Source organism: Aeromicrobium massiliense JC14 (assembly GCF_000312105.1).
Classification (GTDB): domain Bacteria; phylum Actinomycetota; class Actinomycetes; order Propionibacteriales; family Nocardioidaceae; genus Aeromicrobium; species Aeromicrobium massiliense.
Genome location: NZ_HE978637.1, coordinates 791,045 through 811,542 on the forward strand (window position 1 = coordinate 791,045; position 20,498 = coordinate 811,542).

The following is a 20,498-nucleotide window of genomic DNA, read 5'->3' on the forward strand; positions in this document are numbered from 1 at the left end:
TGGCCGGGTGGCTGAGCTTCGGGCGTTCGTGGGCGTGATGGACAGCGGCAAGAGCACCCTGGCGCTCCAGATGGACCACAACCACCGGGCCCGCGGGCGCGAGGGACGTGTGTTCAGCTCGCGCGACCGAGCCGGTGAGGCCGTCCTCTCCAGCCGGCTGGGCCTGTCCGTCCCGGCGATCGAGGTGAACGAGACCTTCGGCTTCTGGACCTACGTGGTCGACGAGCTGACCCGCGGGGGCCGCGTCGACTACCTCGTGTGCGACGAGGCGCAGTTCTACACCCGCACCCAGATCGACGACCTGGCCAAGATCGTCGACGAGCTGGAGGTCGACGTGTTCGCCTTCGGCATCCTCACCGACTTCCGCACCGAGCTGTTCGAGGGCTCGCGCCGGCTCATGGAGCTGGCCGACCGGGTGCACACGCTGCAGGTCGAGGCGCTGTGCTGGTGCGGCCGCCGGGCGACGCACAACGCCCGCACCGAGGACGGCGTCATGGTGACCGAGGGCGACGTCATCGTCGTCGGCGACGTCGACGACCCCGACCGGCCCAAGCCGACCGTCGGCTACGAGGTGCTGTGCCGCCGGCACCACCGCCGCCGGATGACCGCCGCGACCGCGAAGGCGTCCGCGCTGTCGCCCGACGTCCTCCCCTTCGGCTAGAGCCTCACCCCGGCTCGGCGCTGCCGAGATGTGTGAACAAAAGGACCACTTTCACGCAGAAGGTGGTCCTTTTCTCCACACATCGCGGCGGAGCCGCGTGGCGGTGAGTCTCAGTCGGCGGAGGAGCCGAACATGATCTCGTCCCAGCTGGGGACGCGACGACGCTCGTGACGCTTCTTGCGCGGGCCGTCGTCGGGCAGGTCGTCGGGGACGGCCATCGCGGGACGCTGCTCCTCGGGCTGCGGCTCGGGCTGAGGAGCCGGCTCGTCGTGCTCGGCCGCCGGGGCGGTCTCCGGCTCCGGGTCGGTGGGCAGCGCGAACTGCTCCTCGGCCATGGCCATCTGCTCCATGGCCCGGCGGTCGCGCGCGGCCTTGAGCGAGGAGACGCCGACCGGGTGCAGGTCGACCTCGGCCTCGACGACGACCTCGACGACCGTGGGCTCCTGCGAGGTCGCGGGGGCGTCGCGCAGCGCGTCGGCGATCGCCATCTCGTGCGAGACCGGGGGAGCGAGGTCGCCCACGAGGTCGTGCGCGACCTGGTCGGCGGGCAGGACGTAGCGGCCCTGGACGTCGTAGGTGAAGGTGGCGGGCTCGGTGGCGCCCTCGGGCAGGACGGTCAGCGTCCAGCGACCGTCCTCGCGGCGCCACGAGTCCCAGGCGGCCGCCTCGGCGGAGCCGCCGCGGGCCTGCACCTGCTCGTCGACGAGGCTGCCGAGCACGACGTTGGCCCCGCCCACGTGGCGACGGCGGACGACGGTCTTGCGGGCCTGCTCGACCATGAACTCGCGCTCGGCGAGCACGGGGATGGCGTAGGCCATGACGCGCTCGACGTCCACGCCGGCGGCGTCGGCCACCGCCTCGGGCGTCTCGCCGCGCCGGACACGGGTCTGGATCTCGCGCGGTGACATGTCCATCGTGGTCTCCGATCGACCGGGTCGCGGCCGCGGGGCTCGGCTGAGCTGCGCGACCTGGGACAGCGTGCGGTGGTCGGCCCGCAGGGCGAGCTGCTCCCCGGAGGACGGGTCGCGGGCGACGAGGAACTGCTGGTCGTCGCTGAGTCCGACGAGCTCGAGCTCGCGCATCGTCCACCTCCTCCTCGCCGACCACCGGATGGTGCGTCAGCGACCATCCTAGGGACGCCGGGCCGTGGATCCGGGAGACGCGCCGAGAGCCGCCGCGCGTCGTTCCCGCGTGACGGCGCCACCGCGTCCTACGGTGGCCCGATGCCCCTGGAGCTCTTCTCGCTGGTCGTCGACGACTACGACGACGCGATCGCCTTCTTCACCACCACGCTGGGCTTCGACTTGGTCGAGGACGCGCCCTCCCAGACGTCCGACGGACGCCCCAAGCGCTGGGTCGTCGTGCGTCCGGGCGACGGCGGCCCCGGCCTGGTGCTGGCCCGGGCCGACGGCACCGAGCAGGAGGCCGTCGTGGGTCGTCAGTTCGCCGGACGCGTGGGGCTGTTCCTGCGCGTGGCCGACCTGGACGCGACGCTGGAGCGTCTGGCCGAGGCCGGCTGCGAGCTCGTCCGCCCGGTGCGGGCCGAGGCCTACGGACGCGTGTGCGTCTTCCGCGACCCGTGGGGCAACCTCTGGGACCTGCTGGGCGACGCCGCCTAGGCCGTCCGGCCGTCGCCGGCCAGCACTCGCGCCATGGCCGGGTCGGGGTTGCCGAACCGGTGGGCGGTGATCGAGATCGCCTGCTCGCGCAGGAACGGCAGCAGCTCGACCCGGCCGGCGGGCGTCACCTCGTCGGCGTAGGCCGCGACGTCGGGGTCGCCGTCGAGGGCCACCGCCAGGTCGTGCGCGGACGAACCGACCAGCCGGACGCGCTCGGGCCGCTCGTCCGCGACCCGGCGCAGCCAAGCGGCGTGGTCCTCGACGTGCACGTCGGCGTGCAGCGCGGCGGGGACGTCGACGGCGCTGCTGACCCGGACCAGCGCCCCGGCGCGGCGGGCGGCCAGCAGCACGCGGGCCAGCTGGACCGGCGTGCCCTGCTCGCCCAGGCGCACGGTGACCGGCACCGGCAGGTGGCGCAGCAGGTTGCGCTCCACGCCGAGCGCGGAGACGTCGCGGTGGCCGCCGAGCTCGGCCTCCCAGGCGTGCTGGTCGCTCGCGGCGGCGCCGCGCAGCCACGCCGCGTCCGGCTCGTCCAGCCCGTCCACGGCCGCCTCGAGCAGCGCCGTGACCGGCTCGGACAGGGTCACCGACGCCGGGTCCAGCTCGAGCGGGGCCGGCGACCACGAGCCGAGGTGGAACAGGTGGCTCGGCCCGCCGGCCTTGCTCGTGGCGCCCACGGTGGAGCGCTTCCAGCCGCCGAACGGCTGACGGCGCACGACGGCGCCGGTGATGCCCCGGTTCACGTAGAGGTTGCCGGCCTCGACCCGGTCGGCCCAGCGCTCGACCTCGCGCGCGTCCAGCGAGTGCAGGCCGGCGGTCAGGCCGTAGTCGGTGGCGTTCTGCCAGGCGATCGCCTCGTCCAGGTCGCGCGCGGCCATGAGCCCCAGCACCGGCCCGAAGTACTCGGTGCGGTGGAACTCGCTGCCCGGTCGCACGCCGATCCGGACGCCGGGCGACCAGAGGCGGCCGGTGTCGTCCAGCGGGCGCGGCTCGACCAGCCACTCCTCGCCCTCGCCGAGCTCGGTCAGGCCCTTCGCCAGCTTGCCGCGGGGCGGCTCCACGACCGGGCCCATGACCGAGGTCGGGTCGGTCGGCCAGCCCACCGGCAGCGAGGTGACGTGGTCGACCAGCTGGCGGCGGAAGCGCTCGGACGTCGCGACCGAGCCGACCAGGATGCCCAGGCTGGCCGCCGAGCACTTCTGCCCGGCGTGCCCGAAGGCGCTGCGGACCAGGTCGGCGACGGCGAGGTCGAGGTCGGCGCTGGGCGTGACGACGACGGCGTTCTTGCCGCTGGTCTCGGCCAGCAGCGGCAGGTCCGGGCGCCAGGAGCGGAACAGGCGCGCCGTCTCCCACGCGCCGGTCAGCACGACGCGGTCGACGAGGTGGTGCGCGACGAGGTCACGGCCCAGCTCGGCCTCGCCGACCTCGAGGAAGGTCAGCGCGTCCTGCGGGACGCCGGCGTCCCACAGCGCCTCCACCATGACGGCGGCGCAGCGGCGCGACTGCGGCGCGGGCTTGATGACCACCGCGCTGCCGGCGGCGAGCGCGGCGAGCACCGACCCGGCCGGGATGGCGACCGGGAAGTTCCACGGCGGCGTGACCAGCGTGAGGATCGCGGCGGAGAAGGTCGCGCCGTCCACGGCGTCGAGCCGCAGCGCCTGGTCGGCGTAGTAGCGCGCGAAGTCGACCGCCTCGCTCACCTCGACGTCCGCCTCGGCGAGGGTCTTGCCGGTCTCGGACGCCATGACCGCGACGAGGTCGCCGCGGCGTGAGGCCAGGCTCGCGGCGGCGTCACGCAGCACCGAGGCCCGCTCGGCCGACGGCCGGGCGCCCCACAGGACGCCGCCCTGGCGCGAGCGCACGAGGACGTCCTCGAGCGCGTCCCGCTCGGTGACCGTGTGGGCGGCGACGGTCGGCGAGCCGAGGTCGCACGAGGCGGCGCGGTCGAGGATGCCCGCGGCCCAGGCGCGGTTGGCCGCGACGGCCGGGTCGGTGTCGGGGGTGTTCTCGAAGCCGGGACGGAAGACGGGCCGCTCGTGGCGGCGGTCCTGCACCCGGTGCGGCGCCGGGACGTGGCCGTCGGGCTCGGCGTCGAGCGCCGCCAGCGAGGCCAGGAAGCGGTCGCGCTCGCGGGCGAACAGCTCCTCGGACGTGTGCAGGTCGAACGCGGCGGACATGAAGTTGTCCGGGCTCGCGTTCTCCTCCAGCCGGCGGACGAGGTAGGAGATGGCGACGTCGAACTCCTCCGGCCGCACGACCGGCGTGTAGAGCAGCAGCGGACCGACGTCGCGGCGCACGGCCCCGGTGGGACCGCTGGCCATGCCGAGCAGCATCTCGACGTCGACGGCGTCGCGGACGCCGCGCTCGCCGGCGAGCAGCCAGGCGTGGGCGACGTCGAACAGGTTCTGCCCGGCCACGCCGAGCCGGACCGCGTCCACACGATCGGGCGTCATGGCCCAGCGGAGCACTCGCTTGTAGCTCGTGTCGGTCTCGCGCTTGGTGGCCCAGGTCGCGAGCGGCCAGCCGTGCACGGTCGCGTCGACGGTCTCCATCGCCAGGTTCGCGCCCTTGACGACCCGCACCTTGATGGGCGCGCCGCCGGCGGCCCGGCGCTCGGCCGCCCACGCCTGCAGCCGCTGCATGGCCGCGAGCGCGTCCGGCAGGTACGCCTGCAGGACGACGCCCGCCTCGAGCCGCGGGAAGCCGTCCAGGATGGTGGTGAACACCGCGAGCGTCAGGTCGAGGTCGCGGTACTCCTCCATGTCGAGGTTGATGAACGTCGGCTCGCCCTGCGAGGCCGCCTCGTACAGCGGGCGCAGCCGCTCGACGACGCGCGCGACGGTCTGGTCGAAGGCCCACATCGACAGGTTGCTGGCGACGGCGCTGACCTTGATCGAGACGTAGTCGACGTCCGGGCGCTCGAGCATCGCGCGGGTGCCGTCGAGCCGGCGCTGCGCCTCCTGCTCGCCGAGCACGGCCTCGCCCAGCAGGTTCAGGTTGAGCCGGTCGCCACCGGCTCGCAGGCGCGTCACCGCCTTGCCGAGCGGCTCCGGCCTCGCGTCGACCACCAGGTGGCCGACGAGGCGGCGCAGCGTCCAGCGGGCGAGGCCCACCACGACGCCGGGCAGGACGAACGAGACGACGGCGCCGACCAGGAGCAGCGCCTTCTGGTACCAGGGCAGGAACGCCGGCACGCGCCGGGCGAGCCGGCGCAGGTGGCGCGCGGCGACCTTCGAGTCCTCGGGCCGCACGACGCGGTCGATGAACCCGAGCGTGAACTCCAGGCCGTGCGGGTCCTTGAGCAGGGCGGCGAGCCGCCGGGCCGAGCGGTCCGGCGGGGCGTCGGCGGACGCCTCCAGCCAGGACCGCACGAGCTCGACGGAGGCGGCTCCCAGGTCGTGGGGTCCGGCCGTCTCCTGCGTCTGCGGTGGGTGGTTCGCGGGGCGCGTGTCGTCGGTCATCCCGGCCAGCGTACGGCGGGCCGCCGGTGGCGCGAGCCGGGGCCGGACGGCCCTCCGCGGCCGGCGGGGAGGACCCCGGCGCGGCGCGCTCAGCCCTGCGGCGAGACGTCCGGCAGCCGGTCGGTCCGCCTCGCCGGCTCCTTGGCCAGCCAGGCCAGCGCGGCGGTGACGACGGCGGCGCCGAGCGGCACGACGAAGCCGGTGGCGGCCGTGTGCGCGTCGACGACCCGGCCCGACAGCGCGGCCCCCAGCGCGGTGCCCGCGGCCATGCCGGTCATCGTCCAGGTGATGCCCTCGGTGAGCCGCGTCGGCGCGACGTGACGCTCGACGAGGCTCACGGCGGCGATGAGCGTGGGGGAGACCATGAGGCCGAGCAGCAGCATCGCCACCGACAGGGCCACGACGCCGGGGGAGAACAGGGCGGGAACGACGAGCAGGGCCATCAGCACGGTGGTGACGCGCAGGCGGCGCAGCGGGTCGGCGGCGTTGAGGAAGGCGCCGACCGCGAGCCCGGCCAGCAGGCTGCCGCCGGAGAAGACGGCGAGCACGACGCCGGCGGCACCCGGCTGGCCGGCCTCGTCGGTGAACGCGACCACGACGACCTCGATGGCACCGAACACGACGCCGATGCCGGCCGCCGCGGCGACCATCGGGCCGAGCAGCGCCCAGCCCATCGGGGCGCGGGCCGTGCCGGCGACGTGCGGGGCCGGCGGCGGCGCCGTGCCGTGCTGGGCGGCGAGCGCCCAGCTGCCGACGAGCGCGGCCACGACGGGCAGGGCCAGGCCCGCGGTCTCGTGCACCTGCAGGGTCAGGACGGTGACGAGCACCGGGCCGGCGATGAACACCACCTCGTCCACGACGGCCTCCAGGGCGAAGGCGGTGTCGAGCCCCGGACGTCCACGCAGGGCGTGCGTCCAGCGGGCCCGCACCATGGCCCCGGCCTGCGGGGCGCCGGTGCCGGCGACGGCCGCGGTGACGTAGTACGTCCACTCCGGTGCGCCGGACTCGACGACGACGAGGAACGCGACCATGCCGGACGAGAACAGCAGGCTCGCCGCGCGGAGCACGGGGGCCTGGCCGAGCCGGTCGGCGAGCCGCGCGATCGCCGGTCCGGCCACCCCGGACGTGACCACGTACGCGGCCGAGACCGCGCCAGCGGTGCCGTACGAGCCGGTGCGCAGCTCGACCAGCAGGACGATGCCCAGGCCCGCCATCGAGGCGGGCAGCCGGGCGAGCGCGCCGGCGAGGCAGAACGCGGCGGATCCCGGCGTGGCCAGCACCTGGCGGTACGCGCTCAGCATCGGATCTCCTGTCGTCGGCGACAGGGTAGCCAGCGCGCCGCGCCCAGCCCCCGGTGGGAGGATGAGGCCATGGATCCCCGACCGTACGACGCGCTCTTCCTGGTCTCCTTCGGCGGACCGGAGAAGACCGAGGACGTCGTGCCGTTCCTGCAGAACGTCACGACCGGCAAGAACATCCCCGTCGAGCGTCTGGAGGAGGTGGGCGAGCACTACTACTCCTTCGGCGGCAAGTCCCCGATCAACGACCAGAACCGGGCGCTGCTGGCTGCGCTCCGCGAGGACTTCGCGGCCAACGGCCTCGACCTGCCGGTCTACTGGGGCAACCGCAACTGGGACCCGTACTTCCGCGAGGCCGTCGAGCAGATGAAGGCCGACGGCGTCCAGCGCGCGATCTGCTTCGTCACCAGCGCCTACTCCTCCTACTCCGGCTGCCGGCAGTACCGCGAGAACCTGTTCGAGGCGTCCGCGGGCACCGGCGTCGAGCTCGACCGCCTGCGCCACGGCTTCAACCACCCGGGCTTCGTCGGCCCGTTCGCCGAGGCGCTGGAGGAGGCGCTCGCCAGCGCCCCTGAGGGCACGCACGTGGTGTTCGTGACCCACTCGATCCCCGACACCATGGACGCGGCCAGCGGTGGCCCCGGCGAGCACGCCTACGTCCGCCAGCACCTGTCGGTCGCCGAGGAGGTGGCCAAGCGCGCCGGTGCCGGCAGCTGGGACCTCGCCTTCTGCTCGCGCTCGGGCCCGCCGACCATGCCGTGGCTCGAGCCGGACGTCAACGACCGGCTGCGCGAGCTGAGCACCGAGGGCGTCGAGTCCGTCGTCGTCGTCCCGATCGGCTTCGTCTCGGACCACATGGAGGTCGTCTTCGACCTCGACACCGAGGCCGCGGCCACCGCCGAGGAGCTCGGCCTTCGCTACGTCCGGGTCGCCACTCCGGGCACGCACCCCGACTTCGTCGCGATGGTGCGCGAGCTCGTGCTGGAGCGTGCGGCGGTCGAGCGCGGCGAGGACGTCGAGCGTCCGGCCGTCGGCGCGCTGCCGCCGTGCTGGGACGTGTGCGCGGTCGACTGCTGCGCGAACCCGCGGGCGGACCTGCCGACGATCTCGTGACCGCCGAGCCGCTCGACCTGCTCGACCTCGCCGCCCGGGCGGCCCGCGAGGCGGCGGCGTACGTCCGCGCCGAGCGTCCGGCCGGACGGGTCGAGGTCGCCGCGACCAAGTCCAGCGACACCGACCCGGTGACCCGGATCGACCGTGGCGCCGAGCGGGTCGTCGTCGACCGGCTGCTCGCCGAGCGCCCCGACGACGGCGTGCTGGGGGAGGAGGGCGGCGTACGCGAGGGCACGTCCGGCGTCCGCTGGGTCATCGACCCGATCGACGGCACGGTCAACTTCGTCTACGGCATCGACCGCTACGCCGTGAGCGTGGCGGCCGAGCTCGACGGCGAGGTCGTGGCCGGGGCCGTCGTCGACGTCGTGCACGGCACCGCCTGGCTGGCCGCCCGGGGTCACGGCGCCGTCCGCGAGCACGGGGACGTCCGTGAGCCGCTGCACCTGCCCGGGCCGCCGCCGCTGGCCTCGGCGCTCGTCGGCACGGGCTTCTCCTACGACGCCGAGCGCCGGGCGCGGCAGGGGGCCGCGGTCGCCGCGCTGCTGCCGCAGGTGCGCGACGTGCGCCGGCTCGGGGCGGCCTCGCTCGACCTGTGCTCGGTGGCCGACGGCACCCTCGACGCGTACGTCGAGGAGGGCCTGCAGCCGTGGGACCACGCCGCGGCGGGACTCGTCGTCACCGAGGCCGGCGGCGTGCTCGGCGGGCGCGACGGACGTCCTGGTGAGAGTCTCGTCACGGCCGCACATCCGGCGCTCGCGGAGGAATTTTCCGCGGTCGTCCGGGCTTGTGGCTTCTGACGACGCGGGGGTTGCGACGGTGTGCAACAATCGCCCGCGTTGAGCCGAACAGGAGGAATGCATGGCGACTGATTACGACGCGCCTCGCAAGACTGACGAAGAGCAGTCCGAGGACAGCATCGAGGAGCTGAAGGCACGTCGCCACGAGAAGAACTCGGGCAAGGTCGACGAGGACGAGGTCGAGGCCGCGGAGTCGTTCGAGCTGCCCGGTGCGGACCTGTCCCACGAAGAGCTGTCGGTGCAGGTGGTCCCCAAGCAGTCCGACGAGTTCACGTGCGGCTCCTGCTTCCTGGTGCACCACCGCAGCCAGCTCGCCGAGGAGCGCAACGGCGTGATGGTCTGCCGCGACTGCGCGTACTGATCCAGACTTCTTCTCGGGAGCGAAAGCAAGGCCTCGGTGACCTGACGGTCGCCGAGGCCTTTCTGTGTCCGCAGGCGGGCTACTTGCCCGGACGCACGCGCTTCATGCCCGGCGGCAGGTCGCCGGTGGACCTCACCCAGTAGGTGGCCGCGGCGCGGCGGGTGCCCATGCGGACGAGCTCGACGAGCGCGCCGCCGACGACCGCCCACACGACGGCCTCCCGGGTCGCGACCTCCGGGCTGCGGGAGTTGGTCGGGGCCGGCTTGCCGGTGACGACGCGCCAGGCGCCGGTCGACAGCCGGCGGGCGAGCAGGGCGCCGAGCACCACGCTGCCGCGGTCCATGAGCTTCCAGGTGCTGCGGGCCGAGCGGGACGGCTTGCGCGGCGCGGTCGCCGTCTCCAGGGTGGGCTCAGCCTTCTTCGTGCGTCGTGCCACGGGGGTCCTCTCCACGGGGGTCCGGACCAGTGTGCCCGAGGTCGAGCGCCTCGGCGAGCGCGGCGGGACGGTCGCTGGACACGAGCCAGTACGGCGCCGGGTCGGCGGGGTCGCTCACCTCGACCCGGACGCCGACGCGGGCCCACGGCCGGGTGAACAGGGCCGCGCGGTGGTCGGCTCGCGGTCCGTGCAGGTCGCGGTACCCGGCAGCGTCCAGGGTGGTCGTCGTGCCTCGGTCGGCGGGCCCCAGCACGGCCCGGCCGACGTGCAGCGTGCCGTCGGCGTCGACGGCGATGCGCAGGGTCCAGCGCGAGACGGCGAGCACCGCCAGCCCCCCGACGACGACGAGGCCGACCAGGCCGGCCTCCGGCGTGACCGCGACCCACAGGATCCAGCCCATGACCACGCCGGCCGCGACGGCCAGCGCCCACCAGGCGGACGACGGCCGCAGACGCTCCTCGTACCTCATGGGCTCACTGTGCCCGAACGGGCAAGCCCGCCGGGGCGGCGGGGTCGCCGGTAGGGTCGCGGCCATGGTGCAGGTGCTCATCTCCCGGCTCGACCCGGACGTCCCCCTCCCGTCGTACGCGCACCCCGGCGACGCCGGCGCCGACCTGGTCACCACCGAGGACGTCGAGCTGGCACCGGGGGAGCGCCGTCTCGTCCCCACCGGCGTCGCGATCGCGCTGCCCGAGGGCTACGCCGCGTTCGTCCACCCGCGGTCGGGCCTGGCCGCCCGCCACGGGCTGTCGATCGTCAACGCGCCCGGCACCGTCGACGCCGGCTACCGCGGCGAGATCAAGGTCTGCCTGGTGAACCTGGACCCCACGACGCCCATCCGGCTGTCGCGGCTCGACCGGGTCGCCCAGCTCGTCGTCCAGCGGGTCGAGCTGGCCGCGTTCGCCGAGGTGGACGAGCTGCCGCAGTCCGTCCGCGGCGAGGGCGGCTACGGCTCGACCGGCGGCTTCGCGGTCTGAGCGCGTGACCGGTCCGCGTCGCCCCGACGTCACCGCCCTCGAGCTGGTCGGCGGCGTCGAGAAGCGCACCCTGCTGCTCGCCGACCCCGACCCGCGCTGGACTGACGTGTACGCCGTGCACGCGCAGCGGATCCGCACCGCCCTCGGTGCCGTCGCGGTGCAGGTCGAGCACATCGGCTCCACCGCGGTCCCCGGCCTGGCGGCGAAGTCGATCGTGGACGTCCTCGTGACGGTCGACGACGTCACCGCGGAGGAGGACTACCTCGACCCGCTGCTGGACGCCGGCTACGAGCTCCGGGTGCGCGAGCCGGGGCACCGCCTCGTCCGGACGCCGGCGCGCGACGTCCACGTCCACGTGCTCGCGGTGGGCGACCCGGCCGCGGACGACTACCTGCTGCTCCGCGACCAGCTGCGCGCCGACGCCGGGGACCGCGACCTGTACGAGCGCACCAAGCGGGCGCTGCTCGAGCGCGAGTGGGCGGACATGAACGCGTACGCCGAGGCCAAGACCGAGGTCGTCGAGACCATCAAGGCCCGGGCCCGGGCGACGCGCGAGCAGCGACCCTGACCACCACCGGACGCGCCTACACTGGACGCATGGGACGCCTCTTCTCGCGCGGCAGCACGCCGCGCCGTGACGTGCTGGACCGCCAGGAGCACGACGAGCTGCAGCAGGACGTCGAGCGCGCGGGCTGCCGGGCCATCGCCGCCCAGGGCGAGCGCTGCTCGGTGGACGTCCACGGCGTGCTGCGCTCGGTGACCCTCGAGCCGGTCGGCGGCGCCCCCGCCCTGCAGGCCGAGCTGTACGACGGCACCGAGGCGCTGACCCTCGTCTTCCTGGGCCGGCGCCGCATCGCCGGCATCGAGCCGGGCCGCCAGCTGACCGCGCACGGCCGGGTCGGCCGCCGCGACGGCCAGCGCATCATCTTCAACCCCCGCTACGAGCTGTCCGCGTGAGCGAGCGCAGCGAGCGAGCCATCAGCATCGTCGCGGGCGGACGTCCGTACCGTGCTCTTCCCTCGGAGGTCCGCCCGTGAGCGAGCGCAGCGAGCGAGCCATCAGCATCGTCGCGGGCGGACGTCCGTACCGTGCTCTTCCCTCGGAGGTCCGCCCGTGAGCGAGCGCAGCGAGCGAGCCATCAGCATCGTCGCGGGCGGACGTCCGTACCGTGCTCTTCCCTCGGAGGTCCGCCCGTGAGCGAGCGCAGCGAGCGCACCGCCGACGTCCAGACCGTCGAGCAGCTGGTCCGCCAGCAGCTGGCCGCGGCGCTCGGCGGCGGCCGGGGCATCCTCGAGGCGGCCGTCCCGACCGTCTCGTTCACCATCTCCTGGCTGCTGACCCACGACCTGCGCACGTCGCTGGGCGTGAGCATCGGCCTGGCCGTGCTGCTCATCGTGGTGCGGCTCGTGCAGCGCTCGTCGACGCAGTTCGTGATCAACGCGTTCGTCGGCATCGCGATCGCCGCGGTGTTCGCCTCGCGCACCGGCGAGGCGAAGGACGTCTTCCTGCCAGGCATCCTCTACAACGGCGCGTACGCGGTTGGGCTGGTGCTGTCGATCCTCGTCGGCTGGCCGCTCGTGGGCTTCCTGGTCGGCGCGGTCACCAACGACCCCACCGGCTGGCGCCGCGACCGCGCGATGGTGCGGCTCTGCGCGCGGCTGACCTGGCTCCTGGCGCTGCCGTGCATCGTCCGCGTCGCGGTGCAGTACCCGCTCTACCTGGGCGACCACGTCGGGCTGCTCGGCACGAGCAAGGTCGTGCTCGGCTGGCCGCTGCAGGTCGCCGCGCTGCTCGCGATGGCCGCCCTGCTCGGCCGCAACGCCACCCCGCTCGAGCGGCGCCCGGCCGCCGAGGCCTGAGCCTCAGCCCTTGGGGGCGAGCAGCTCGCCGATCGCGTGCTCGGCCGACTCCGGGCAGACGAACAGCAGCTCGTCGCCGGCCTCCAGCGACCGGTCCGCCTCGGGCGTGTTGATGCCCTGGTCGCGCAGGATGGCGACCAGCACGACGTCCAGCGGCCACGGCACGTCGCCGACCCGCTGGCCGACGAACGGGGAGTCCTCGGGCATCGTCAGCTCGACCAGGTTGGTGGAGTTGTGCCGGAAGGTGAACAGCCGCACGAGGTCGCCGACCGTCACCGCCTCCTCGACCAGGGCCGACATGAGCCGCGGCGTGGAGACCGCGACGTCGACGCCCCAGGACTCGTCGAACAGCCACTCGTTGCTCGGGTGGTTCACGCGGGCGACGGTGCGCGGCACGGTGAACTCGGTCTTGGCCAGCAGCGAGATGACCAGGTTGGCCTTGTCGTCGCCGGTGGCGGCGATCATGACGTCGCAGGTCTGCAGCTGGGCCTCGGTGAGCGAGGAGAACTCGCAGGCGTCGGCCAGCAGCCACTGGGCGTCGGGCACGACGTCGCTGCGGATGGACGTGGCCTGCTTGTCGATGAGCAGCACGGTGTGCCCGTTGTCGAGCAGCTCCTGCGCGACCGAGCGGCCGACGGCGCCGGCTCCGGCGATGGCGACCCTCATGCGTCCTCCTTCGGACCGCGGTCGAGCACGGCGTGCGCGGCCTCGGCGTCGACCTCGCGCACGAAGATGCTGAGGTAGTCGCCCTCCTGGACGACGGTGTCGGGCGTGGCGATGATGCCGGTGCCCAGGCGCAGCAGGTAGGCGACGCGGACGGACGCGGCCTGCTCGAGGTCGGAGACCCGGTGGCCGACCCAGCCGAACGGGGCGTAGACGTGGTCCAGGCGCACCTCGCCGGACGGGTCGCGCCAGATCGGCTCGCTGCCGGCCGGCACCAGGCGGCGCAGCACCTGGTCGGCGGCCCACGGCACGGTGGCGATCGTGGGGATGCCCAGGCGCTCGTAGACCTCGGCGCGGCCCGGGTCGTAGATGCGGGCGACGACGTTCGGCACCTGGAACTGCTCGCGCGCGACACGCGCGGCGATGATGTTCGAGTTGTCGCCGCTGGAGACCGCCGCGAAGGCGTCGGCCTGCTCGATGCCGGCGCGCTTGAGCACGCCGCGGTCGAACCCGACGCCGGTCACGGTGCGGCCGGCGAAGCCGGGGCCGAGCCGGCGGAACGCGTCCGGGTTGGAGTCGATGACGGCCGTGGTGTGGCCGCGGTCCTCCAGGCTCTGGGTGAGCGTCGAGCCGACGCGTCCGCAGCCCATGATCACGATGTGCACGCAGCGACGCTACACCGCGCCGCCCCGCTCGTCGCTCGGTCCGGGGCCCGTGGCCCTACCATCGTCCGGTGGGTGTTTCCGGGACCGTGAAGCGGACGCTCGTCGGCCGCAAGCTCCGCAGCTCGCAGCTCGGCGAGACGCTGCTCCCCAAGAGGCTGGCGCTGCCGATCTTCGCCAGCGACGCGTTGTCGTCCGTGGCGTACGCGCCCGACGAGATCTTCCTGACGCTGTCGATGGCCGGGCTGAGCGCCTACGCCTTCAGCTGGCCGATCGGCGTGGCCGTCGCGGTGGTGATGCTGACGGTCGTCGCGTCGTACCGGCAGAACGTCCACGCGTACCCCAGCGGCGGCGGCGACTACGAGGTCGCGACGGTCAACCTGGGCCCGACCGCCGGCCTGTCGGTGGGCAGCGCGCTGCTCGTCGACTACGTGCTCACGGTGGCGGTGTCGATCTCCTCGGGCGTGCAGAACGCCACGGCGGCGCTGCCGTTCATGGAGGGGCACGAGGCGCTGGCCGCGAGCGTGCTGGTGCTCGTGCTCATGGCCATCAACCTGCGCGGCACGAAGGAGTCCGGTCGCGCGTTCGCCGTGCCCACCTACCTGTTCATGGTCGCGATCATCGGCATGGGCCTGGTCGGCTACTTCCGCTATCTCACCGGCACGCTGCCCGAGGTCGAGAGCGCGCAGTTCGAGATGGTGCCCGAGGCGCCGTACGAGGGCGCGGTGTCGATGCTCGCAATGGTCTTTCTGCTGGCGCGGGCGTTCTCGTCCGGCTGCGCCGCGCTCACCGGCGTCGAGGCGATCAGCAACGGCGTGCCCGCGTTCCGCAAGCCCAAGAGCCGCAACGCCGCCACGACGCTGCTCATGCTCGGCACCATCGCCATCACGATGCTGCTCAGCGTCATCGTCCTGGCCCAGCTGATGGGCCTGCGGTACGTCGAGGACCCGGCGCACCAGCTGCTGCTGGACGGCAAGCCGGTCGGCGACGGCTACGTGCAGGACACGGTGCTGGGCCAGCTGGCCGGCGCGCTGTACGCCGACCTGCCGCCGCTGTTCTACTTCACGATCGCCTGCACCGGCCTGATCCTGGTGCTCGCGGCCAACACCGCCTTCAACGGCTTCCCGGTGCTCGGCTCGATCCTGGCGCGCGACGGCTTCCTGCCCCGCCAGCTCGACACCCGCGGCGACCGGCTCGCGTTCAGCAACGGCATCGTGCTGCTGGCGGTGGCCGCGATCGTCCTCATCATCGCCTTCGACGCCGAGGTGACCCGGCTCATCCAGCTGTACATCGTCGGCGTCTTCGTCTCGTTCACGGTGAGCCAGCTGGGCATGATCCGGCACTGGACGCGGCTGCTGGGCACCGAGACCGACCCGGCCGAGCGTCGGCGCATGATGCGCTCGCGCACGGTCAACGGCTTCGGCCTGGCCATGACCGGCGTCGTGCTCGTCATCGTGCTGATCACCAAGTTCCTGGCCGGCGCCTGGATCGCGATCGCCGCGATGGTGGTCATCTTCGCGGTCATGCGCGGCATCCGCCGGCACTACGACCTGGTCAACGACGAGCTCGCGATCGGCGACGAGGACGTGTCGCTGCCCTCGCGCGTGCACGGCATCGTGCTGGTGAGCCGGCTGCACAAGCCGACCATGCGCGCCCTCGCCTACGCCAAGGTGTCGCGGCCCAGCACGCTCGAGGCGGTCACCGTCCAGCTGGACCCCGACCGCACGCGCGAGCTGCTCGCCGAGTGGGACGCCCGCGACATCAAGGTGCCGCTCACCGTCCTCGACTCGCCGTACCGCGAGCTGGTGCGCCCGGTCGTCCGCTACGTCAAGGAGCGGCGCAAGGCCAGCCCGCGCGACGTCGTGACGGTCTACATCCCCGAGTACGTCGTCGGCCACTGGTGGGAGCAGCTGCTGCACAACCAGACCGCGCTGCGGCTGAAGGGACGCCTGCTGTTCATGCCGGGCGTCATGGTGACGAGCGTGGCCTACCAGCTGCGCTCGGCGAAGGACCGTCGCCCGCCGACGGCCGGCTCCGCGCCGGGGGACGTGCGTCGTGGCTATGTCGGTGAGTGAGGGCCTGGACGTCGGTGACGAGGTCGTCGTCGACGTCGGCCCGGTGGCCCACGGCGGGCACTGTGTGGCTCGGCACGAGGGCCAGGTGCTGTTCGTGCGGCACACGATCCCGGGGGAGCGGGTGACTGCGCGCGTGACCGAGCGGCAGCGCAGCTTCGTGCGCGCCGACGCGGTGGAGGTCCACACGGCCTCGCCCGCGCGGGTGACCCCGCCGTGCCCCTACGCGCGTCCGGGCCTGTGCGGCGGCTGCGACTTCCAGCACGTCGACCCGGCCGAGCAGCGCCGGATGCTCGGCGACGTCGTGTCCGAGCAGCTGCGCCGCCTGGCCGGCCTCGACCGCGAGGTCGTCGTCGAGGAGGTGGAGCCCGTCCTGGGCTGGCGCACACGCATGACCTTCGTGCCCGGTCCGACCGGTCATTTGGGGCTGCGCAAGCACCGCTCGCACGAGGTCGTCGAGGTCGAGCGGTGCTGGATCGCCCACCCCGGGCTGCCCGACGTCCTGGCCCACGACGACTGGGAGTCGCCCAGCGTCGAGGCGGTCGTGTCGTCGACCGGCGACACGCTGGTGGTCGCCGACGGCCCCGTGCCCGACGGGCTGGAGACCGGTGGCGTCGTCAGCCTGAACGGCCGGCGCCGCGAGGGGCGCGGCGGGGTGACCGAGGAGGTCGGGCCGCACCGATTCCGGGTGACCGGGTCGGGCTTCTGGCAGGTGCACCCGGAGTCGGCGCGCACGCTCACCGATGCCGTGATGGAGGCGGGGGACGTGCGTCCGGGCGACGCGGTGGCCGACCTGTACGCGGGCGTGGGCCTGTTCACCGCTCCGCTGGCCGAGGCGACGGGTCCGTCCGGCTCGGTCGTGTCGGTCGAGGCCGACCACGGCGGCACCCGCGACGCCCGGCGCAACCTGCACGGCTTCGAGCACGTCCGCCTCGTCGACGCGACGGTCGAGGCCGCCCTGCGCCGCCGGCTGGTGGGCGAGCGGCTCGACGTCGTCGTGCTCGATCCGCCGCGCACCGGAGCCAAGAAGGCGGTCGCCGGCATCGTCGCGCTCGAGCCGCGCACGATCGTCTACGTCGCCTGCGATCCCGCGGCGCTGGCCCGCGACCTGGCCTCGTTCGCCGCCCGCGGCTACGAGCTCGACGGGCTGCGTGCCTTCGACCTGTTCCCGCAGACGCACCACGTCGAGTGCGTCGCCGTGCTGCGCCGGACCGCGTCCGCGCCGGACTGACGCTCGACGCCGGCGTCGCGCGGCGGGCTCAGCCCGCGGTCGTCACCGTCACGGTCACCGTGCCGTCCATGGCCGCGACGGCCGCGGCGACGCCGTCGCCCAGCCGGCCCAGCACCACGATCCCGGCGAAGTACGACTGGTCGCCGTAGTAGAGGACCAGGTCGTGGCCCGGCGCGTAGTAGCCGAGGTCGCCCACGTCCGGGTCGGCCCCGTCCGGCTGCCCCTCGAGCGAGAGCGGCGACGGCAGCGCGCCGGTCTTCTCGACCGATCCGTGGTCGCGCATCTCGAGGGTGACGGGCAGCTGGGCGACGAGGTCGCGTGCCGCGGCACTGTCGTCGAGCTCGGCGGTGAAGGTGTCGTCGCCGATGCGGAGCTCGAGGTCCATGGCTTCCTCCTGCTGGGGGTCGGTCGGGGCGGACGAGCCTGGGTCACCGGCCGGCGGGCTCGGGGACGGGGACGTCGGTGACGACGCGGAGGGGACCGAGCCGTCGCCCGCACCGTCGCCGGACCCGCAGGCTCCGAGCGTCACCAGCACGGCCAGGGCCAGCGCGGCCCAGGCCCGGTCGTGGGCACGCATGGTCATCGCAGCTCCTTCCGGCCGGTCTCGTCCGCTCAGCCAAGCAGGCACCGCCGCCGCTGAACAGGTCGAGCCGAAGGGGGTGCTCGCAGGACCCCCGTCCGGGCGACCGCGCGTCGGCTTGTGGGCGTCGGTGCCGGCACGCCACAGTGACGGCCATGACCTACGCCGACGCGTCCGTGTGCCCGGACTGCCGGTCGACGCTCGGGGGAGCGGTCCGCTGCCCGGCCTGCGGGCTCGACCTGACCACCCGGCCCGCCCGCGAGCTGTGGCAGACCCTGCGGCGGGCCGACCAGCAGCTCGCCGAGGCGCGGCTCGCGTCCCGGACCGGCGCGTCGCCGGCTCCCGCGGTGGCCGTCCCGCCGCCTGCTGCCGCCGTCCCCGAGGTTCAGCCGGCGGCGGGGCCGTACCCGGGCTACCCGGCGTACCGCGGCGACGCCCGGCCTCCGTTGGTGCCGACCGGGCTAGGGCCGCTCGCCGCACCGCGGGCCCCGAGCCCGGGCGCGTCGGTGGGCTCGATCCTGCTCGGCCTCGGCGCGCTGATGCTGCTCGTCGCCGGCGTGATCTTCGTGTCGTTCGCCTGGGCCGTCGTCGGTGTCGCGGGCCGGGTCGTCATCATGCTCGTGCTCACGGCGCTCGCGACCGCACTCGCGGTGGTGCTGACCCGGCGTCGTCTGCGGGCGTCCGCCGAGACCGCCTGGGTGCTCGTGCTGGGCCTGGTGACGATCGACTGGTTCGCCGCCTACGGGCTCGACCTCGCGGGCCTCCGCGATGCGCCCGTCGAGGCCGTCACGACCGTCTGGTCGCTCGCGCTCCTGGCGCTGGGCCTGGCCGCCGGACGGTGGAGCGTGGGACGGCTCCACGGACGTCTGCGTGCCCCCGGCCTGGTCGGTGCCGGGTCGACGGGCGTGGCCGCGCTCGTGCTGCTCGTCGTCCTCGCCGCCGACCACGGCTGGTCGGTCTCGTGGGCGGTCGCGGTGGCCGCGCTGCTGCCCGCCCTGGCCGCGGGCGCCGCCCACCTGGCCGGGGACACCTGGGCCCGTCTGGTCGGCCTCGCGGGCGTCGGGGCCGGCGCGTTCGTCTTCGTCCTGGCCGCGCTGGCCGAGCTGGTGGACGACCCGTCCGGTGTGGTGTCCGGGCTGACCGGCCTTCCGCTCCTGGTGGTGGCCGTCCTGCTCCTGGCCGCCGCCCAGGCCGTGCCGGCCCGCCGGGCCTGGCTCGCGTGCGCCGGCGCGCTCACCCTCCTCGTCCTGGTGCTGGTGCCGCTCCAGGACGCCGACCCGCTGCGCGCCTCGCTGCTCACGGCGTCCGGGCTCGCCGTCGTGCTGGCGGCCGTGCCGGTGAGCGACGGTGGCTGGTCCCGGGGCCTTCGGGCCGCGGCGCTGCCGCTGGTCGCCCTGCTCGGGCTGGCCCTGCTGAGCTGGTGGGCGGAGATCCTGGCCGCGCCGCGGGGCCTGGACGCGGCCGGTCTCGGGACCGTGCCGGCCGACGACGGTGCCGGCCGGGTGCTCGACGCGTACGTCTCGACGCCGTGGTGGGTCGTGCTGCCCGTCGGCGCCGCCCTGGCCGGCACGGTGCTGCTCGCCCGCCGGTCGCTGCCGGACCTGCCCCGGCCGCTGCACCGCTGGTCGGCGTGGCTGCCGTTCGCGTCCGCGGTGCTGCTCGCGCTCACCGCCGGGCCCGCCGTCCAGGCCGCCGAGCTGCCGCTGGCGCTGGTGGCCGGCGTGACCGTCCTGGGCTTCGCCCTGACGACGCTGGTCGGCCGGAGCCTCCCGTGGCCGGCCTCGGTCGCCGCCGTCGTGGCGTCCGCCGCGGCGGCGCTGCTGGTGGCCGACTCGCTGGAGGCGTCGTTCCTGCTCGTCTGCCTCGTCGCGGTCTGCCTGGGCGTCGTCGCCCTGCTGGACGACCGCGACCGGGTGCTCGCACCGGCCGCCGGGCTCTCGACGCTGGCCGCGGGGACCGCCGTCGTGCTGGCCGTCCGGCTGGTCACCGAGCAGGACCGGGCCTGGACGCTCGCCGCCGTCCTCGCCGGGGCGGTCGTGCTCGGCGCGGCCCTGCTCGCCACCGGCCTGCTGCGGACCGCCGTCCAGGCCGCGGCCGTGCCGCTCGTCCTCGTGGGCCTCGCCGCGGCACCGACCACCGGATGGGCCGCGCTGCTGTGGTGCCTGCTCGGCGTCGCGCTGGTGCTGGTCTCGTGGCGGGTCGAGCGGGGGCCGTGGTGGCGGCTGGCCGGTGCGGTCGCGCTCGGCATCTCCTACGTCCTTCGCCTGGTGGCGAGCGACGTGGAGGTCGTGGAGGCCTACACCGCCCCGTTCGCGGCGGTGCTGCTCGTCGCCGGCGTCCTGGCGATGCGCCGTCGTCCCGCGCTGCACTCGGAGGCGGCGCTGTCGGCCGGCCTGACGCTCGCGCTGCTGCCGACGCTGCCGTACGTCCTGGTCGACGCGGCGTCCTGGCGCGGCCTGCTGCTGGGCCTGGTCGCCCTCGGTGCCCTGGTCGCCGGCCTCGCCCTGCACTGGCGCGCGCCGCTCGTCGCCGGGGCCGTTGTGCTGGCCCTGGTCGCGCTCGCCAGCCTGGGGCCGTACGCGCTGGTGCTGCCCCGCTGGCTGCTGCTCGGCGTCCTCGGCGCCCTGCTGCTGGCCGCCGGCGTGGCCTGGGAGTCCGCCGTCCGGGCCGGCCGCGCCGTGGCCGGACGACTCGCCGCCATGCGGTGA

General features: G+C 74.5%; 20 protein-coding genes. 12 read left to right on the forward strand and 8 right to left on the reverse strand.

Translation table 11 applies throughout. From position 1 onward, the window contains the following. Positions 1 to 7 precede the first annotated feature (7 nt). Positions 8 to 661 carry a thymidine kinase gene (locus HGAM_RS11075; RefSeq protein WP_019145559.1) on the forward strand — a complete coding sequence of 218 codons (654 nt, stop codon included), beginning with the start codon at positions 8 to 10 and terminating at the stop codon, positions 659 to 661. A 110-nt stretch (positions 662 to 771) separates the two neighbouring features. Here the strand turns inward: HGAM_RS11075 and sepH are convergent, their stop codons facing one another. Further along, positions 772 to 1,743, reverse strand: coding sequence for a septation protein SepH (gene sepH, locus HGAM_RS11080; protein ID WP_019145560.1), 972 nt, complete (start codon positions 1,741 to 1,743; stop codon positions 772 to 774). A 141-nt stretch (positions 1,744 to 1,884) separates the two neighbouring features. Between sepH and HGAM_RS11085 the strand changes: the two genes are divergently transcribed. After that, positions 1,885 to 2,280 carry a VOC family protein gene (locus HGAM_RS11085; protein WP_019145561.1) on the forward strand — a complete coding sequence of 132 codons (396 nt, stop codon included), beginning with the start codon at positions 1,885 to 1,887 and terminating at the stop codon, positions 2,278 to 2,280. Here HGAM_RS11085 and HGAM_RS18965 read toward each other — a convergent pair. Then, the gene (locus HGAM_RS18965) at positions 2,277 to 5,741 is read right to left on the reverse strand and encodes a bifunctional proline dehydrogenase/L-glutamate gamma-semialdehyde dehydrogenase (RefSeq protein WP_019145562.1); all 3,465 of its coding nucleotides are present in this window, start codon (positions 5,739 to 5,741) and stop codon (positions 2,277 to 2,279) included. The two genes, HGAM_RS11085 and HGAM_RS18965, sit on opposite strands and share 4 nt — an antisense overlap. Before the next feature lie 89 nt (positions 5,742 to 5,830). Continuing rightward, entirely contained in the window at positions 5,831 to 7,042 is a 1,212-nt protein-coding gene (locus tag HGAM_RS11095; RefSeq protein WP_019145563.1) for an MFS transporter, read from the reverse strand. Between the two features lie 69 nt (positions 7,043 to 7,111). Here HGAM_RS11095 and HGAM_RS11100 point away from each other — a divergent pair, with 69 nt between their 5' ends. From HGAM_RS11100 to HGAM_RS11110, 3 genes are all read left to right on the forward strand, one after another. Then, the gene (locus HGAM_RS11100) at positions 7,112 to 8,152 is read left to right on the forward strand and encodes a ferrochelatase (protein ID WP_019145564.1); all 1,041 of its coding nucleotides are present in this window, start codon (positions 7,112 to 7,114) and stop codon (positions 8,150 to 8,152) included. Continuing rightward, entirely contained in the window at positions 8,149 to 8,949 is an 801-nt protein-coding gene (locus HGAM_RS11105; RefSeq protein WP_019145565.1) for an inositol monophosphatase family protein, read from the forward strand. Before HGAM_RS11100 ends, HGAM_RS11105 begins: the two co-directional genes overlap by 4 nt. Positions 8,950 to 9,010: 61 nt before the next feature. Continuing rightward, positions 9,011 to 9,310: a DUF4193 domain-containing protein gene (locus HGAM_RS11110; RefSeq protein WP_019145566.1), complete on the forward strand. Its 300-nt coding sequence runs from the start codon at positions 9,011 to 9,013 to the stop codon at positions 9,308 to 9,310. Positions 9,311 to 9,389: 79 nt separating this feature from the next. Here HGAM_RS11110 and HGAM_RS18970 read toward each other — a convergent pair whose 3' ends face one another. Continuing rightward, positions 9,390 to 9,746, reverse strand: coding sequence for a DUF4235 domain-containing protein (locus HGAM_RS18970; RefSeq protein ID WP_019145567.1), 357 nt, complete (start codon positions 9,744 to 9,746; stop codon positions 9,390 to 9,392). Then, positions 9,721 to 10,215, reverse strand: coding sequence for a DUF3093 family protein (locus HGAM_RS18975; protein ID WP_019145568.1), 495 nt, complete (start codon positions 10,213 to 10,215; stop codon positions 9,721 to 9,723). The genes HGAM_RS18970 and HGAM_RS18975 overlap by 26 nt, the downstream gene beginning before the upstream one ends. A 64-nt stretch (positions 10,216 to 10,279) precedes the next feature. On the opposite strand from HGAM_RS18975, the gene dut reads away from it, so the two are divergent. The 4 genes from dut (at position 10,280) to HGAM_RS11140 (ending at position 12,582) form a co-directional block, all read left to right on the forward strand. After that, on the forward strand, positions 10,280 to 10,723 hold the full coding sequence (gene dut / locus HGAM_RS11125) for a dUTP diphosphatase (protein ID WP_019145569.1): 444 nt from the start codon (positions 10,280 to 10,282) through the stop codon (positions 10,721 to 10,723). A gap of 4 nt (positions 10,724 to 10,727) precedes the next feature. Further along, complete coding sequence (locus HGAM_RS11130) at positions 10,728 to 11,291, forward strand: GrpB family protein (RefSeq protein ID WP_019145570.1); 564 nt, start codon at positions 10,728 to 10,730, stop codon at positions 11,289 to 11,291. Between the two features lie 29 nt (positions 11,292 to 11,320). Then, complete coding sequence (locus HGAM_RS11135; protein WP_019145571.1) at positions 11,321 to 11,680, forward strand: OB-fold nucleic acid binding domain-containing protein; 360 nt, start codon at positions 11,321 to 11,323, stop codon at positions 11,678 to 11,680. 236 nt (positions 11,681 to 11,916) lie between these two features. Beyond that, the gene (locus tag HGAM_RS11140; protein WP_019145572.1) at positions 11,917 to 12,582 is read left to right on the forward strand and encodes a DUF3159 domain-containing protein; all 666 of its coding nucleotides are present in this window, start codon (positions 11,917 to 11,919) and stop codon (positions 12,580 to 12,582) included. A gap of 3 nt (positions 12,583 to 12,585) precedes the next feature. Here the strand turns inward: HGAM_RS11140 and HGAM_RS11145 are convergent, their stop codons facing one another. After that, entirely contained in the window at positions 12,586 to 13,248 is a 663-nt protein-coding gene (locus HGAM_RS11145; RefSeq protein WP_019145573.1) for a potassium channel family protein, read from the reverse strand. Next, the gene (locus tag HGAM_RS11150; protein WP_019145574.1) at positions 13,245 to 13,910 is read right to left on the reverse strand and encodes a potassium channel family protein; all 666 of its coding nucleotides are present in this window, start codon (positions 13,908 to 13,910) and stop codon (positions 13,245 to 13,247) included. Before HGAM_RS11150 ends, HGAM_RS11145 begins: the two co-directional genes overlap by 4 nt. 68 nt (positions 13,911 to 13,978) lie before the next feature. Between HGAM_RS11150 and HGAM_RS18980 the strand changes: the two genes are divergently transcribed. Together HGAM_RS18980 and HGAM_RS11160 are read left to right on the forward strand one after the other, a co-directional pair. Then, positions 13,979 to 15,982 (forward strand): APC family permease, encoded by a 2,004-nt coding sequence (locus HGAM_RS18980; RefSeq protein ID WP_049798247.1) that lies wholly within the window; start codon positions 13,979 to 13,981, stop codon positions 15,980 to 15,982. Then, on the forward strand, positions 15,969 to 17,210 hold the full coding sequence (locus HGAM_RS11160) for a class I SAM-dependent RNA methyltransferase (RefSeq protein WP_020691619.1): 1,242 nt from the start codon (positions 15,969 to 15,971) through the stop codon (positions 17,208 to 17,210). The genes HGAM_RS18980 and HGAM_RS11160 overlap by 14 nt, the downstream gene beginning before the upstream one ends. Before the next feature lie 28 nt (positions 17,211 to 17,238). On the opposite strand, the gene HGAM_RS11165 is transcribed toward HGAM_RS11160, so the two are convergent. Next, positions 17,239 to 17,793, reverse strand: a complete 555-nt coding sequence (locus tag HGAM_RS11165; protein ID WP_019145577.1) for a cyclophilin-like fold protein — start codon at positions 17,791 to 17,793, stop codon at positions 17,239 to 17,241. A gap of 152 nt (positions 17,794 to 17,945) precedes the next feature. Here HGAM_RS11165 and HGAM_RS11170 point away from each other — a divergent pair, with 152 nt between their 5' ends. After that, a complete protein-coding gene (locus tag HGAM_RS11170) occupies positions 17,946 to 20,498 on the forward strand; it encodes an SCO7613 C-terminal domain-containing membrane protein (protein ID WP_019145578.1) in 2,553 nt (850 codons plus the stop codon).

Excerpts from the sequence above, each read along its gene's own strand:
- HGAM_RS11100 (WP_019145564.1), top strand. The coding sequence starts at position 7,112 with ATGGATCCCCGACCGTACGACGCGCTCTTCCTGGTCTCCTTCGGCGGA.
- HGAM_RS11135 (WP_019145571.1), top strand. The coding sequence starts at position 11,321 with ATGGGACGCCTCTTCTCGCGCGGCAGCACGCCGCGCCGTGACGTGCTG.
- HGAM_RS18965 (WP_019145562.1), bottom strand. The coding sequence starts at position 5,741 with ATGACCGACGACACGCGCCCCGCGAACCACCCACCGCAGACGCAGGAG.
- HGAM_RS11145 (WP_019145573.1), bottom strand. The coding sequence starts at position 13,248 with ATGAGGGTCGCCATCGCCGGAGCCGGCGCCGTCGGCCGCTCGGTCGCG.
- dut (WP_019145569.1), top strand. The coding sequence starts at position 10,280 with ATGGTGCAGGTGCTCATCTCCCGGCTCGACCCGGACGTCCCCCTCCCG.
- HGAM_RS11165 (WP_019145577.1), bottom strand. The coding sequence starts at position 17,793 with ATGACCATGCGTGCCCACGACCGGGCCTGGGCCGCGCTGGCCCTGGCC.
- sepH (WP_019145560.1), bottom strand. The coding sequence starts at position 1,743 with ATGCGCGAGCTCGAGCTCGTCGGACTCAGCGACGACCAGCAGTTCCTC.
- HGAM_RS18975 (WP_019145568.1), bottom strand. The coding sequence starts at position 10,215 with ATGAGGTACGAGGAGCGTCTGCGGCCGTCGTCCGCCTGGTGGGCGCTG.
- HGAM_RS11110 (WP_019145566.1), top strand. The coding sequence starts at position 9,011 with ATGGCGACTGATTACGACGCGCCTCGCAAGACTGACGAAGAGCAGTCC.
- HGAM_RS11095 (WP_019145563.1), bottom strand. The coding sequence starts at position 7,042 with ATGCTGAGCGCGTACCGCCAGGTGCTGGCCACGCCGGGATCCGCCGCG.
- HGAM_RS11085 (WP_019145561.1), top strand. The coding sequence starts at position 1,885 with ATGCCCCTGGAGCTCTTCTCGCTGGTCGTCGACGACTACGACGACGCG.
- HGAM_RS11170 (WP_019145578.1), top strand. The coding sequence starts at position 17,946 with ATGACCTACGCCGACGCGTCCGTGTGCCCGGACTGCCGGTCGACGCTC.
- HGAM_RS11160 (WP_020691619.1), top strand. The coding sequence starts at position 15,969 with ATGTCGGTGAGTGAGGGCCTGGACGTCGGTGACGAGGTCGTCGTCGAC.